Here is a 14351-nt window from a genome sequence, read left to right on the forward strand (position 1 = left end):
GTCGCACCTCGACCACCGACCGCGGTGGTCGAGCAGGGAGGCGCGCCAGCGCCGAGCGTCGTCGAGACCCCCGCAGCGACCCACCCGCGCAATCGACTGGGTGGTTTCGAGGCTCCTCGCTAGCGCTCGTCACACCTCAACCACCGATGCCGGCCGTCGCGCAACGTGCCGTCGCACCTCAGCCACCGACCCCTGTGGTCGAGCAACGTGCTGTCAAACCTCAACCACCGTTGCCGGTGGTCGAGCGGGCTGGCTAGCAGGCGGAGCCGAGGTCGTCGGCGTCGTTGGCGGCGTACCCGGTGCTCTTGGACCCGAGCGAGCCGCCGGTCACGACGGTCGCCTGCTCACCCGACGGCTTGGCCTTGGCCTTCGCCTTCTTGGCGGGCGCCTTGCCCTCGGCCCGGTCGATCGCCTGGGTGACCTTGTGGCGGACGAGCGGGATGTCGGGGTCGGCGGTGTTGATCATCGGCGGCACCAGCGACAGGGTCGACACCTTCTGACCACGCGCCTTGAGCGCCAGCTCGACGAAGCGGGGGAACTCCCCCGAGGGGATATTGGTCGAGACCATGGAGGAGCTCGCGTCGGCGATGTCCGCGAAGTTGCGTACGGCGGACTGCGGGCTGATCTGCTGCAGCATCGCGCCCATCACGCACTTCTGCCGCGCCATCCGCGAGTAGTCGTCGGAGTCGTCCCGCGCCCGGGAGAACCACAGCACCTCGTGGCCGTTGAGCTTGCGGACGCCCGGCTTGACGTAGCCGGTGACGTTGGAGCCGAGTCCGCCGACCGGGATCGGCTGGCGCACGTTGAGGGTGACACCGCCGACGGCGTCGACGAGGTTCTTGAACCCCTTGAGGTTGACCATCGCCCAGTAGTTGATCTTCAGCCCGGTGATGCCCTCGATCGCCGAGATGGTGGCGTCGACGCCGGGGTTGTCGGAGTCGGGGAAGAGCTCGGTGTTGTCGCCGGCCCAGGTGCTGACGCCGTTGAGGTAGTCGGCGTCGAAGCCGTCAGGGAACTGCTCGCGCATGACCGAGCCCCGGGCGAAGGGGAAGTTCTTCATGTTGCGCGGCAGCGAGATCAGCACGGTCCGGCCGCTCTGGGCGTCGATGCTGGCCACCGTCATCGAGTCGGGTCGCAGCCCCCAGCGTCCGGCGCCGGAGTCACCGCCGAGCAGCAGCACGTTGTAGCGCCCCGCGTGGGCGTCGGTGACAGCGCCGTCGCCCGACATGGCCAGGATGAAGTCGCGCTGGACACCGACCAGGTGGGCGCTGAAGAGCAGCGCGGCCGCGATCGTCAGCGAGAGCACCCCGTTGACGCCGATCGCGGCACGGCGGTGCGCCATGTTGAGGGTGAGCGGCTGGCCGATCCGCCAGGCGTCGATGAAGAGCATCGCCCAGCCGATCGCCAGAGCCGTCAGCAGCAGCCGCAGCCACAGCAGTGCGGCCGGGTCGAAGGTGAGCCGGAAGAGGATGCCGTGCCAGAAGAGTCCGACGACGAGCGTGACGACGAGGCCGAGGACGAGCACCGCCCAGATCCGCAGCGCGATCCGACCGACCCGCTTGTTGCCGGCGACGAGCTGCGCCGACCCGGGCAGCACCAGCGTCATCAGCATCAGGGCCATGGCCCGGCGGAACCGGACGCGGGCAGCCCGCTCGCCAGGGGTGGAGCGCAAGGCTTGCGACCCGGGGGAAGGTGCGGGCGGCATCGAGATGCCTCTCTCGAGAGCGTCGTACGGGGAAGGGTGCTGCCCCGCCAGTATCACCAGTCACATGAGCAACATCGGTCACGACGCGCCGGGCGATCCCGTGACACCAGGGTGGACCGGGTACGGTCGCGGCATGAACGACCGTCCCCGCGGTGACGGCGAACCCGCGGACGGGACGCCCGACTACCACTGGCTCTACGGCGGCGGCGCCGACCCCACATCCGGCACGCCTCGCGAGCCCCGGCCCGACGAGACCCGGGTGATGCCCGCGATGTCGCGCCCCACCGATCCGAACGCCGGCCAGGGCGGTCCCGCCGGTCCCGTCGGCGCGGCACCGAGGCGGGCGGGCTCACCGCCCACCCCGCCACCGCTCGCACCGACGCCGGGCCAGCGACCGCCGCGTCGCCGCGGCTTCCGCTTCTACCTGCGCATCGTGCTGGCGCTGCTGCTGCTCTGGGTCGCCTACCTGGTGGTGGTGCCGTTCTACGCCTGGAGCAAGGTCGACAAGGTTGCGTTCGAGCCCAAGGTCGGCCGCCCCGCGGAGCAGCCCGGCACGACGTACCTGATGGTCGGCAGCGACTCTCGCGCCGGGCTCACCAAGGAGCAGCGCAAGGAGTACGCCACCGGCAACGCGGCCGGGCAGCGCACCGACACGATCATGCTGCTGCACACCGGCTCCGGCCCCAACCTGCTGATGTCGATCCCCCGCGACTCGATCGTCGACATCCCCGGGCACGGCACCGGCAAGATCAACGCCGCCTATGCGTACGGCGGCGCGAAGCTCCTCGTGAAGACCATCGAGCAGGAGACCGGCATCCGGGTCGACCAGTACGCCGAGGTCGGGCTGGGTGGCGTGGTCAGCATGGTCGACGCGGTCGGCGGCATCGAGATCTGCCCGACGTTCCGGATGAAGGACAGGCTGGCCGGCCTGAACATCAAGAAGGGCTGCCAGCAGGTGGACGGTCGGGTGGCCCTGGCCTACGCCCGCTCGCGGCACACCGACCCGAGGTACGGCGACATCACCCGCGCCAAGCACCAGCGCGAGGTGGTCTCCGCGGTCGGCTCCGAGGTCCTGTCGCCGGCGACCTTCATCAACCCCTTCCGCTACTGGGACGTGATGATGGCGACGCCCGACACCTTCACCTTCGGCGAGGGGATGTCGACGATCGATGCCGGTCGCTGGGCGCTGGCGATGACCCGCGTCAACGGCGACAAGGGTCTGACCTGCGGTGTCCCGATCTCCGACCTCGCGGTGCACTGGGACCCGGTCCGCTCGAAGCGGATGTTCCGCTACATCAAGCAGGACAAGACCGACGACATGCCGAAGTCGCTGTGCACCCCCACCGGGCTGCCGAGGAGCGTCACGGGATGAGCAGGCCATGACGTTCGAGACCCTCCGCTGGGAGGTCGACGCGGACGGCGTCGCGACCCTGACGCTGCACCGACCCGACCAGCTCAACGCCTTCGACCTGACCATGGCCGGCGAGCTGGAGCAGGTCTTCCGCCGGGAGGCCCGGGACGACGCCGTGCGCGCCGTCGTCGTGACCGGCGCCGGACGCGCCTTCTGCGCCGGCATGGACCTCAACGCCAGCGGCAACGTCTTCGGCCTCGACGAGTCGCTCTCCCCCACGCCGGCCGAGTTCCGCGCGTCGTACGACGAGCCGCCGTACCAGGACGGCGTCCGCGACACCGGCGGCAAGGTCACCCTCGCGATCCACGCGCTGCCGAAGCCGGTGATCGCGGCGATCAACGGCCCGGCCGTCGGCATCGGCGCGACCATGACGCTCGCGATGGACCTGCGCCTGGCCTCCACGAAGGCGCGGGTCGGCTTCGTCTTCGGCCGCCTCGGGATCGTGCCCGAGGCCGCGTCGACCTGGTTCCTGCCGCGCATCGTCGGCATCCAGCAGGCGCTCGAGTGGGTCTACTCCGCCGACATCCTCACCGCCGACCAGGCCCTCGCGGGTCGGCTGGTGCGCAGCCTCCACGAGCCCGACGACCTGCTCCCGGCCGCGCAGGAGCTCGCCCGGTCGTTCGTCGTCAACCGCTCCCCCGCAGCCCTCGGCCTGGCCAAGCGCCTGCTCTACCGCAACAGCGCGGCCGCCGAGCCGCTCGACGCCCACCTGTCGGACTCGCTCGCGATGTACTGGCAGTCGCTCGGCGACGGCAAGGAGGGCGTGGCGGCCTTCCTCGAGAAGCGCCCGCCGGTCTTCACCGGTTCGGCCTCCGACCTGCCCGACGTCTTCTGAGGCTCGGTGCACCGCCTGGCCTCCGCTCGGGCCACTGCGCTCGGCGCCGCCACGCTCACCTACGACGAGGTCGGCGCCACGCGGGGCGACCTCCCGGCCGGCTACCGGCCCGCCCACCGACGCCGGGTCCTCGAGCGGCGTGACTTCGACGGAGCCGTCGACGACCTGGTCCGCTGGCGGGTGCACGAGCGGGCCGGCCTGTGGGTGGCCGCCAGCGGCCCGGCGGCCGGCCCGGGGGTGATCGTCGACATGCGCCTGGGCGTCGGTCCGGTCGCCGTGCGCGTCCCCTGCCGGGTCGTGTACGTCGTGTCCGAGCCGGACCGCGCGGGCTTCGCCTACGGCACGCTGCCCGGCCATCCCGAGTCCGGTGAGGAGCTCTTCCTGCTGGCGCGGATGGGCGACGGCCGGGTCGTCTTCACGATCACGGCCTTCTCGCGGCCGGGCACCCGTCTGACCCGGCTCGGCGGACCGGTCGCCCGCGGCATCCAGGGGCGGATCACCGACCGCTACCTGCGCGCGGCCGAGGCGGCCGGCAGCGACGACCGCTGACCGGGCCGGGTCACAGGGTCCGCGCGAACAGGTCCCGCAGCACCTCGTAGTGGCGCTCGGTCGCCGCCTCGTCGTACGCCGACGTGTCGGCCATCGAGTAGCCGTGCGTCGCGCCCGGGTAGATCTCGTTGACGTGCTCGCGGCCCGCTTCCTGGAGGGCCTGCTCGAGCGCCGCGACCTGCTCGATCGGCATCGACGCATCCTGGTCGGCATGGCCGAACGCGTACGCCGCCGTCGAGCGGGCGATCGCGAGGTGCGGGCTGTCGTCCGCGTCGGTCACCAGCCTGCCGCCGTGGAAGCCGCCGACAGCACCGACGGTGCCCGGGAGCTGGCCCGCAGTGCGCACCGCCAGGCGGGCACCCATGCAGTAGCCGGTCACGCCGATCGGACCGTCGCCGGCGTGCTTCTCGAGCTCCGTGACCCATGCGGTCGCGTCCCGGGAGGACTGGTCCGGGGTCAGCCCGCCGACGCGCTCCATGACCCCGCCCGCGAAGAACGCCTCCCGCGCCCCGGCGTCGCGCAGGTCGCCCTGCGGTGCCAGCGCGGCGGCACTGCCGTCGCGGTAGAAGACGTGCGGCGCGAGCACGACGTACCCCCACGACGCTATCCGGTCGGCCATCTCCTCGATCTGCGGCCGCAGCCCGATCGCGTCGACGTAGAAGAGGACCCCCGGGCTGCCGGGTGCACCGGTCAGGTAGGCCTCAGCGGTACCGTCCGGCGTGGCGATCTCGATGGTCCGACCCATGGGAGCGACCGTAGACGGCGCTGCCAAGGTCCGCCGAATCCCCCTAATCCACTCAAGTCAGTAGAGTTCTGCCATGACGAGCACCGCACCGGCTCCGGCCCCGACGAAGCGCGACGGCGAGCTCCGGGTCTCGATCGTCGGCGGCGGTGCGAGCGGCGTGCTCACGGCCGCCAACCTGCTGGCCGACCCCGAGACCCGGCTGCGGGTCACGATCCACGAGTCGGCCCCCGTCCTCGGCGCCGGCGTGGCCTACGGCACCACGGATCCCCGGCACCTGCTCAACGTGCGCGCGCGCCACATGAGCGCCTTCCCGGACACGCCGTCGGACCTGATCGACTGGTACCACGCCACCGGCCGCACGATCGACCCGCTCGCGTTCCTGCCCCGGCGGGAGTACGCCGAGTACCTCCGTGACCGGCTCTCCGACGTGGCCGACGGCCGCCTGCAGGTCCACAGCGGGCGGGTGGACGACGTCGTACCGACGGACGCGGGCTACCAGGTGCTCAGCGAGGGTGCCGAGCCGACGGAGGCGGACGCCGTCGTGCTCGCGTACGGCAACTCCGCCCCGGCCCCCCTGGCCGTCGACGGTGACGCCCTGCCCGGCGCGGCCTGGCACGTGGCCGACCCCTGGGACCTCGCCTGGATCGACCGGCTGCCGCAGGACGGCGTCGTCGTGCTCGTGGGCTCGGGTCTCACGGCGGTCGACACGGCGATCACCGTGCTCGAGGACAGCCCCGCGCGCCGGGTCGTCATGGTGAGCCGGCACGGACTGCTGCCCGCCGCGCACGTCGAGCAGCAGTCGACGGCCTGGGTCAGCCCGGTCCCCGACGGTCCGCTCACCGCCGACCAGCTCGCCACCTTCTTCGACGGCCAGGTCGCAGCGGCCCGCCGGCAGGGCGTCGACTGGCGCGCGGTCGTCGACGGCCTGCGCGCTCCGACGCAGTCGATCTGGCAGCGGCTCGACGCCGACGAGCGCCGCCGCTTCCTGAGCCGCTACGCGCGGCACTGGGAGGTGCGTCGACACCGGATGGCACCGGAGGTCGCGGCGCGGCTCCAGCAGTACCGGCGCGACGGTCGGCTCCGGCTGGTGGCCGGCGGGCTCACCGGGCTGACCGAGCGCGACGGGCGGTGCCAGGTGCGGCTCGGCGACGAGGCCGAGCACCTGCCGGTCGACGCCGTGGTCAACTGCACCGGCCCGCAGACCGACGTCGGACGCAGCCAGAACCCCCTCCTGCAGAGCCTGCGCGAGCGCGGCCTCGTCGCCCCGGACGCCCTGCGCCTCGGCGTCAGCTGCCGGTCGACTGGCGAGATCCTCGACCCGAGCGGTGCGGTCGTCCCGCAGATGTACGCCGTCGGCCCGCCGCGCAAGGGCACGCTCTACGAGTCGACCGCCATCCCGGAGATCCGCGCCCAGGCCGCCGCCGTCGCCCGGGCGCTCACCACAGCCGGTTCCACTCAGATCCGGTAGCCACCGGCCGATTCGGCCTGCGTGAGCAATCGGAGACATGACAGCGCGGCCCGGCGCCGGCTCGCCGCGGCCCTGACGGGCGCCGTCCTGCTCGGTGGCCTCGGCGTGGTCGGCGCGACCCAGTTCGACGGCGCCCGGCTCACCAACGCCTGCGGCGTCGGCGGCGAGCTGGTCGACGCGAGCGACGACGGGTACGTCTCCTGCGTCCACCGCGACCCCACGCCTCCGGGCATCAACCTCGCCGCGTCGGTCTCCACCGGCGCCCTGCTGGCCCGTGAGGGCGTCGGCCCGAACGCCGCCGAGGCCGCCTCCGACTTCGGCGTACCGGCCACGCCGGCCAGCGTCGCGGTCACCCCCGACGTCGCGTGCGACGGCGACGGCAGCGCCGGCTACCGCGTCGAGGCGCTGTACGTCGTCGAGGCGGGCGGCACCAACCGGTACGCCGCGCTGAAGCCGACCATGCAGAACTGGGCGGCCGGCATCGACGACGTCTTCAACAAGTCCGCGGCCATCACCGGCGGCGTGCGCCACCTGCGCTACGTCACCGAGACCGCCGGCGGCGGCAGGTGCGTCATCTCCATCGACAACGTCACCGTGCCCACCGGCTCCCTCCGCACCTTCTCCGCCTCGATGAACGCGCTCGCCGCGGCCGGGTACGACGACGTGCACCGGAAGTACCTGGTGTGGGCGGACATCGCCAACCAGGGCATCTGCGGCATCGCCAGCATGTGGAACGACGAGACCGGCGCGCAGAGCAACATCAACAACGGGCTCCGCACGCAGTTCGCCCGGATCGACAACCCCTGCTGGGGTCTGGGCAACGGCACCAACCAGAGCTCCATCGAGGCGCACGAGCTCATGCACACCCTCGGCGGCGTCCAGGGCAGCGCACCGAACTCCTCCCAGTACGGCCACTGCACCGACGAGTCCGACACGATGTGCTACGTCGACCACACCGGCGTGAGGATGCGCCAGATCTGCCCGGCCGATCACGAGTACCTGCTCGACTGCGGCTCCAACGACTACTACTCGACCAGCCCCGACTCCGGCAACTGGCTGAGCACCCACTGGAACGCAGCCGACTCGCGCTTCCTCATCGGCGGCGGCAACGGCGCCGACGGGGGCTCCGTCGGGACCCCGACCACGCTGGGCGCCAAGCTCGCGGTGAACAACCCCGCCGTACCCGGTCTGGCCACCCAGGTCGCCGTCACGCCGATGCTGCCGACCGGACGCACCGTGGCCGGCGTCGCGTGGAAGTCCGCCAAGGCCGACTGCGTCTTCGCCGACCGCACCGCGCTCCAGACCACCGTCACCTGCTCGGCGGTGAACGTGAAGCCGACGACGGTCACGGTGACCATCACCGACTCGACCGGCGCCAACCGCACCGTCACCAGCCCGCTCACCTTCGCCACGGGCACCGCCCGCCCGGTGTCGATCGCCCTGTCCGTCGACCACCAGGGCGCCGGCGACGTCAGCAGCGCCTCCATGTGCCTCGGCGCCTCGACCCCGGTCCGGGCGGTCGTCACCGACACCGCCACCGGGCTGCCCGTCGTCGGGCTGTCGGTCGCCTTCACGAAGAAGCTCACGACCGCCACCGCCAAGGCGGCCAGGATCGCCAGCGTCCTGTCGGTCGCCGACGGCATCGCCACGTCCTTGCAGACGCCGACCGCGGCCGCGGAGTACGGCGCCGGCTCGATGAAGAACACGGTGTACGCCGCCTCGGAGCCCGCGGTCCTGCCCGCGACCGTCGAGAAGTGCACGCCCGAGCTCGCGGCCACGGCGGCCGCCTCGTCGACGTACCTCGGCGACCCGATCAGGATCACGGGCACGCTCGACCGCGCGGTCGGATCGGCCACCGTGCCGGTCGCGAAGGCCACGCTGACCGCGACCGTCACCACGACGACCACCACCGGCACCCGCACGGTCACCAAGGTGGCGAAGGTCGGCACCGCCACGACCGCCGCCGACGGCAGCTACGTGATCGACGCGAAGGTCGTCACGGATGGGGTCCTGACCGTCGCGCTCACCGACTCCAGGTCGTTCGCCGGCACCACCGTCGACCTCGGCGACGTCACCGCCGTCGCGCCGACGACCACGCTCACCGGCGCCCTCGACAAGACCGACGTCGGCCTCGGCGGCACCGTCATCGCCACCGGCAGGCTCACGCGGGTCGCGGCGACCACGACCGGCGCCGCCGCGCAGGCCGTGGCACTCGTCGTGACCGTGGCCGGCAAGCCCGTCACCCTGGGGACCGCACGGACCGCCGTCGACGGCAGCTACAAGATCGCCGCGGCCGCCAAGGCCGCCGGGGACTACCGCGTCGCGTACGCCGGCGCCGGCTTCCTGCCCGCTGCCGCGAAGGAGCTCGGCACGGTCACCTTCGGCACCTGGACCACCGCCCTCACCGGCGCGCCGTCCGTCACCTCGGTCGTCGCGGGCAAGCCGGTGACCATCTCGGGCACGCTGAGCCGCTCGTACGGCGGCACGACCGAGCCGGCCGCCGGCTACAAGCTCGAGGTGACCGCGACCCCGGCCGTGGGCGCCCCGACCGTGGTCAAGGTGACGGTGAGCGCGACCGGCACCTACACCCTCCGGGTCACGCCGAAGCTGACCACGACGTACGCCATCGTCGCCCCGCCGGTGACCGGCTACGACGGCACGTCGCTCTCGCCGTTCACGGTCACCGTCACCTGACACAGGAAGCCCTCACGCGGGCAGGACGATGACCTTGCCGTCGAGCGCGCCCCGCTCGGCCCGGGCGTGGACGGACGCGAGGTCGGTCATCGGGACACGCTCGGCGATGTCGACCGTGAGCTCGCCCCGGTCGACCCGCTCGGCGAGCCCGGCGAGCTGCGTGGCGTCGCTGCGGACGAAGAGGTCGATGCCACGCACGCCCCGCGCCTCGTCGGACGGAGCCGGCATCCACACGGTGGTGTTGACGATGACCCCGCCGTCGGCGACGACAGCCACCAGCGCGGTGAGCTGTTCCGGGGTGATCGGCGCCAGGTTGAGCAGCACGTCCACCGGCTCGTGGATCGCCGCGGGCAGGTCCTCGGCCGTGTGGTCGATGACCACGTCCGCGCCCTGCTTCTCGACCCGTCCCCGGGTGCGCGGGCCGGCCGTGGCAATGACATGCGCGCCTGCGGCCTTCGCGAGCTGCACGGCGTAGCCGCCCACTGCTCCGCTGGCGCCGTTGACGAGGATCCGCTGCCCGGCCCGCAGGTCGGCGTGCTCGAAGAGCGCCTGCCAGGCGGTCAGACCGACGACTGGCAGCGCGGCCGCGTCGCCGAGCGGGATCGTCGTCGGCGCCGGCGCGAGTCCGTCCGCGGCGACCACGACGTACTCGGCCGTGGCGCCGTCGTCGCCGAAGGGCAGGAAGCCGATGACCGCGTCGCCCGCCCGCAGGGTGTCGACGCCCTCGCCGAGCGCGTCGACGACGCCGGCCACGTCGAGGCCGGGCACGTGGGGAAGGTCCATGGGCATGGGGCCCTGCATGCGCCCGGCCCGGATGTTGCCGTCCACGCCGTTGAACGACGTCGCCGCGACGCGGACGCGGACCTGGCCGGCGTCAGGGGTGGGGAGGTCGACCTCGTCGAGGCGCAGGACCCCGGGGCCGCCGTACTCGTGGAACCGGATCGCCTTCATCGTGTGCTCCTTCATCGTGTCGATGTGCTTCGAATCCGAAGCACATGAATGACGATAGCGCTACTTCGAACTCGAAGCAAGTGCTTCGAATCTGAACGTTCGACTAGGGTGGCGCCATGTCGTTCACGCCCGCCTACTCCGGGCTCGCCCTCGACGAGGCCGAGCTGCGCGCTTACTTCGCCCTGATGGACGTGGCCGGCCTGCTGCGCCACAAGGTCGAGCAGCAGCTGCGCGAGGCGGCCGACCTCACCTACGTGCAGTTCAAGGTGCTGGCGCGGCTGGGCCTCGACTCGCCGACGGGCAGCCTGCGCATGACCGAGCTCGCCGACGAGGTGGTCTACAGCCGCAGCGGCCTGACGTACCAGGCGGGCCAGATGGAGAAGGCCGGCTGGGTCGAGCGCAGCCCGTCACCGGACGACGACCGCGGTGTCACGGTGACGATCACGGAAGTCGGTCGCGAGCGACTGACCCGGGCGCTCCCCGGGCACGTCGAAGTGCTGCGCGAGCTTCTCTTCACGACCCTGACCGGGAACGACGCCGGCACCCTCGCCGCCCTGCTCGAGCCGGCGCTCGACCACATGCGCGCCCTGCCGCCGCGATCGGCCTCGTCGCGCCGCCGGTCAGGTGCGCCGAGCTCGGTCTCAGATCCCTCCGCTGGTCACAGGAGCGTCGAGGCCCCAGGAGGCGAGCACTGACAGGGCCTGAGCGGTCAGCGACCCCGGCTCGACGGTGTAGACGACGAGCCGTTGCTCGGGGTCGTGCGGTGACACCAGGGCTTCGATACCGAAGGTCAGCGTCCCGACGACGGGATGCGCGATGCGCTTGTCGACCGAGGTCCGGTCGGTGACTCCGTGGTCGTCCCACCACCGCGCGACGTCCGGGTCGGTGGCTCGCAGCTCCTCGACCAGGTCCAGGAGTCGCCGGTCCGCGGGATGTCTCCCGACCTCGTAGCGCATCGCGCCGACCGCGGCCGCGGCGTAGTCGGACCAGTTGTCGATCCGCTGGCGGGCACGCGGATCGAGGAAGAGCCAGCGCATCAGCACAGCGCCGGCGTCGACCTCGGCGCCGAGCACGGCGCGCACGAGTGCGTTGCAGGCGAGGATCTCGGAACGACGGCCCACGATCAGCGCGGGGACGTGGTCGAGGGTCGTCATCATCCGCAGCAGACCCGGGTCGGCCCGCTGCGGGGCCTCCCAGGTCGTGCCGCGCCGGCGGGCCGGAGCCGAGAGGTCGCGCAGGTGGGCGCGCTCGACCTGGTCGAGCTGGAGCGCTCGGCTGAGCGCCTCGACGACCTCATCGGTGACGGTCTGCTGACGGCCCTGCTCGAGCCGGCTGTAGTGGTCGGGACTGAGACCGGCCAGGACCGCCAGCTCCTCCTTGCGCAGTCCGGGGACCCGCCGGGGCCCGGGGAACGCCGTGATGCCGGCCTGCGCAGGGGTGAGCCCGTCGCGTCGCGAGCGGAGGAAGGATCCGAGCGCTGATCGGTCGACGGGCACGCCACCAGCCTACGGATCCGGATCGGGTGGCGCCTGGTCACGTCGTGACCAGGCAGCACGCGCCCTGGTGCGCTGCTCGTCGCCGCGGTGGACTCGACCCATGAGCAACCAGAACCTGTCAGGACGCACCGCCGTCGTCACCGGCTCCACCAGCGGCATCGGCGCCGCCACCGCGCACGCCCTCGCCGCTCGCGGCGCCCGGGTCGTGGTCACCGGACGAGATGCCACCCGCGGCGCCGACGTGGTCGCCGGCATCGAGTCCAGGGGTGGGTCAGCCCTCTTCGTCGCCGGAGACCTCGCCGCCTCACCGGTCGCCCTCCGCGAGCTCGCCGCCTCCTGGTCCGCAGCACTCGACGGGCGGGTCGACATCCTCGTCCACAACGCAGCCGTCTGTCCCGCGGTCGACACGGTGTCCCTGAGCGACGCCGACCTGGAGACGACCCTCGCCGTCAACGTCCGCGCACCTCAGGTCCTGACCGCCGTCCTGGCCCCCGCGATGGCAGCCAACGGCAGCGGTGCGATCGTCGTCATCGGCTCCTGGATGGCGACTGTGGGACACGCCTTCGTCGGCTTCTACTCAGCCACCAAGGCCGCCGAGGCCCAGCTCGCCCGCAGCTGGGCTGCGGAGTTCGGTCCGAGCGGGGTGCGGGTCAACACCGTCGCGCCGGGAGCCACCCGGACCCCGATCAACGAGGGAAGCGACGACGTCATCACCCGGATGACCGCCACCATCCCGGCCGGCCGGCCCGGCAGGCCCGAGGAGATCGCCGAAGCGGTCGCCTGGGTGGTCTCCGACGACGCCTCCTACCTGCACGGCGCCCTCATCCCCCTCGACGGCGGGATCACCGCCACGAGGTAGCGCCTAGCCCCAACCCCAACCTCTCGCCTCACGGTGGGCGACGTAGCTGGCCCGTGCGTCCTCGGCCATTTCCTCCTCTGCCACGAAGTCCCGGGCGCCGACTCTCGCCAAGCGCTCCCGCAGGTCCCTTGGCAGGTCGTCGCCGAGCCACACATTGGCGAGGGCCACCTGAAACTCGGGGACCTCGCGCGCCGCGATCTCGATCGCCTCGATGCGCCGGACGTCGTGCGAGTCATGCCTTGCCAGGTCTTCGAGAGGACCGCAGCCCAAGGCGACAACAGTTGCCGAGTTCACTCGAACGACGACTTCCCGGAACAAGTCGACGGCCCAGATCGGCGCTTCCTGGGCTAGGCAGTACAAGAACGAGGTTGCCGGGCCGAGATCACGATCTCGTTCGTCGCTGTCGCTCTGCTCGCCGTCGTAGGCAGCAGCGAACTCGACGGGACCGGCCCACGTAGCCGGAGGCGCCTCGTCGAACATGTCGTGGAACTCGATCGTCCCATCGTCACGCAGGACAGCTCGTCCCTCGGTCATCGATCAATCATGGCAGGCCGATCGAGACCCGCGACGGTCCCGATCTTCGGTCCGCGGTCATGCGAGCTCCGGGCGTCCTACGTGCGGTGGCTCTGCTGCCTGTCGAGCTCGTCCCGGAGCCCTGCTGGCCAGGCTTCGATGAACGGCCACGTCGAGGAGTCCCATCAACCGGCGTCCTCCACGAGGGACACCGCAACGGCGTTCTCGACACACTCGTCGCCCTCGGACAAGCCAGCATCAAAAGCAATCAGCAATCGTTCAAGCGGTTCCGCAGCGCCTCGGTCGAACCAATCAACGGCCAGCCGAAGCAGGTCCGACATCAAGCCTGGCCTGACTCGAACGGCACCGTCATCCTCGGCGTCAGTCACGCGGGGCGTCTCGGAGCCGCGGGTCGGTGCGCGATCAGACCTCAGGTCGATTGACGAGGTGGTCCGGAAGCCAGACGCCCGGGTCGCGCCCGCTTCGGACCCGGACGGCCACGTAGACGGGGGAACCCGCTGCCCGGCAGGGGTCGGACGTGGTGGTCGTCTGGCTGCCGGCTCCCCCTCCGCCCAGCACTACGTCCTCGCCCTCATGGGCGACCAGCTGTCCGTCCGGGCCGACGAGCCGGATCGGATCGAAGGCGACGCGGTAGCCGACAGGCCACCGGATCTCGGTCGTGCGCTGGGCCCTGGTGTTGCCGAGCCAGGCGCAGGCGGTCCCATCTACGAGTGCTGCCTCGAAGGGGCCACGTGCGTACGCGAACGTCCGCTCGCGCTCCGCGGTGGTGAGACCGGTCGACGGGAGTGCGAACAACCGGTCACCGCCCCCGGCGGTCTCCGTCGGTGTCGTGGATCTTGTCGAACTGCCGGGCGCGGCCCCGAGGCCGGGCGAGGGCCCGGGCCGGGACGGGACCGACTCAGTCGACGCTACGACGGCCAGAGCGGCGCACGCGGCCGCGACCATGCCGGCGATCTCGACCAGTGCCCGTGTCCGTGGGGGTGGGGATGACGGAGGCTGTGACGCAGCAACGACGAGGTGCGCGGGTGGCTCGGGAGCTTCCGACCGGAGTCCGTGGATTCTCTGGTCTTCGTCACCGTGCACGGCACACTCCGATCGAAAGTC

General features: G+C 71.9%; 13 protein-coding genes. 7 read left to right on the plus strand and 6 right to left on the minus strand.

What is annotated here, in order from left to right; all coding sequences use genetic code 11:
- Positions 1-253: 253 nt before the first annotated feature.
- Positions 254-1621, minus strand: a complete 1368-nt coding sequence (locus tag N542_RS0104330) for an LCP family protein (RefSeq protein ID WP_231482443.1) — start codon at positions 1619-1621, stop codon at positions 254-256.
- A gap of 217 nt (positions 1622-1838) precedes the next feature.
- Between N542_RS0104330 and N542_RS0104335 the strand changes: the two genes are divergently transcribed.
- From N542_RS0104335 to N542_RS0104345, 3 genes are read left to right on the plus strand one after another with little or no spacing between them, the layout of a single operon-like run.
- Positions 1839-3077, plus strand: coding sequence for an LCP family protein (locus N542_RS0104335; RefSeq protein ID WP_028642880.1), 1239 nt, complete (start codon positions 1839-1841; stop codon positions 3075-3077).
- Positions 3078-3084: 7 nt separating this feature from the next.
- Positions 3085-3951, plus strand: a complete 867-nt coding sequence (locus N542_RS0104340) for a crotonase/enoyl-CoA hydratase family protein (RefSeq protein ID WP_028642881.1) — start codon at positions 3085-3087, stop codon at positions 3949-3951.
- Between the two features lie 6 nt (positions 3952-3957).
- A complete protein-coding gene (locus N542_RS0104345) occupies positions 3958-4500 on the plus strand; it encodes a DUF1990 family protein (RefSeq protein WP_231482444.1) in 543 nt (180 codons plus the stop codon).
- Positions 4501-4510: 10 nt separating this feature from the next.
- On the opposite strand, the gene N542_RS0104350 is transcribed toward N542_RS0104345, so the two are convergent.
- Positions 4511-5245: a dienelactone hydrolase family protein gene (locus N542_RS0104350; RefSeq protein ID WP_028642883.1), complete on the minus strand. Its 735-nt coding sequence runs from the start codon at positions 5243-5245 to the stop codon at positions 4511-4513.
- Positions 5246-5318: 73 nt separating this feature from the next.
- Between N542_RS0104350 and N542_RS23350 the strand changes: the two genes are divergently transcribed.
- The gene (locus N542_RS23350; protein WP_051551390.1) at positions 5319-6713 is read left to right on the plus strand and encodes an FAD/NAD(P)-binding protein; all 1395 of its coding nucleotides are present in this window, start codon (positions 5319-5321) and stop codon (positions 6711-6713) included.
- Positions 6714-6734: 21 nt separating this feature from the next.
- A complete protein-coding gene (locus N542_RS26365; protein WP_051551391.1) occupies positions 6735-9407 on the plus strand; it encodes a hypothetical protein in 2673 nt (890 codons plus the stop codon).
- A gap of 12 nt (positions 9408-9419) precedes the next feature.
- On the opposite strand, the gene N542_RS0104365 is transcribed toward N542_RS26365, so the two are convergent.
- Positions 9420-10358 (minus strand): NADP-dependent oxidoreductase, encoded by a 939-nt coding sequence (locus N542_RS0104365; protein ID WP_028642884.1) that lies wholly within the window; start codon positions 10356-10358, stop codon positions 9420-9422.
- A 116-nt stretch (positions 10359-10474) separates the two neighbouring features.
- Between N542_RS0104365 and N542_RS23360 the strand changes: the two genes are divergently transcribed.
- Entirely contained in the window at positions 10475-11053 is a 579-nt protein-coding gene (locus tag N542_RS23360; RefSeq protein WP_051551392.1) for a MarR family winged helix-turn-helix transcriptional regulator, read from the plus strand.
- Here the strand turns inward: N542_RS23360 and N542_RS0104375 are convergent.
- Entirely contained in the window at positions 11000-11854 is an 855-nt protein-coding gene (locus N542_RS0104375) for a helix-turn-helix transcriptional regulator (RefSeq protein ID WP_028642885.1), read from the minus strand. The genes N542_RS23360 and N542_RS0104375 overlap by 54 nt on opposite strands.
- 100 nt (positions 11855-11954) lie before the next feature.
- On the opposite strand from N542_RS0104375, the gene N542_RS0104380 reads away from it, so the two are divergent.
- Positions 11955-12713, plus strand: a complete 759-nt coding sequence (locus N542_RS0104380) for an SDR family NAD(P)-dependent oxidoreductase (RefSeq protein ID WP_028642886.1) — start codon at positions 11955-11957, stop codon at positions 12711-12713.
- Positions 12714-12716: 3 nt separating this feature from the next.
- On the opposite strand, the gene N542_RS0104385 is transcribed toward N542_RS0104380, so the two are convergent.
- A complete protein-coding gene (locus tag N542_RS0104385) occupies positions 12717-13247 on the minus strand; it encodes a DUF6869 domain-containing protein (RefSeq protein ID WP_028642887.1) in 531 nt (176 codons plus the stop codon).
- Positions 13248-13411: 164 nt separating this feature from the next.
- A complete protein-coding gene (locus N542_RS27380; RefSeq protein WP_155992850.1) occupies positions 13412-13615 on the minus strand; it encodes a hypothetical protein in 204 nt (67 codons plus the stop codon).
- Positions 13616-14351: the final 736 nt, after the last annotated feature.

It is taken from the genome of Nocardioides sp. URHA0020, from assembly GCF_000620705.1.
Classification (GTDB): Bacteria; Actinomycetota; Actinomycetes; order Propionibacteriales; family Nocardioidaceae; genus Nocardioides.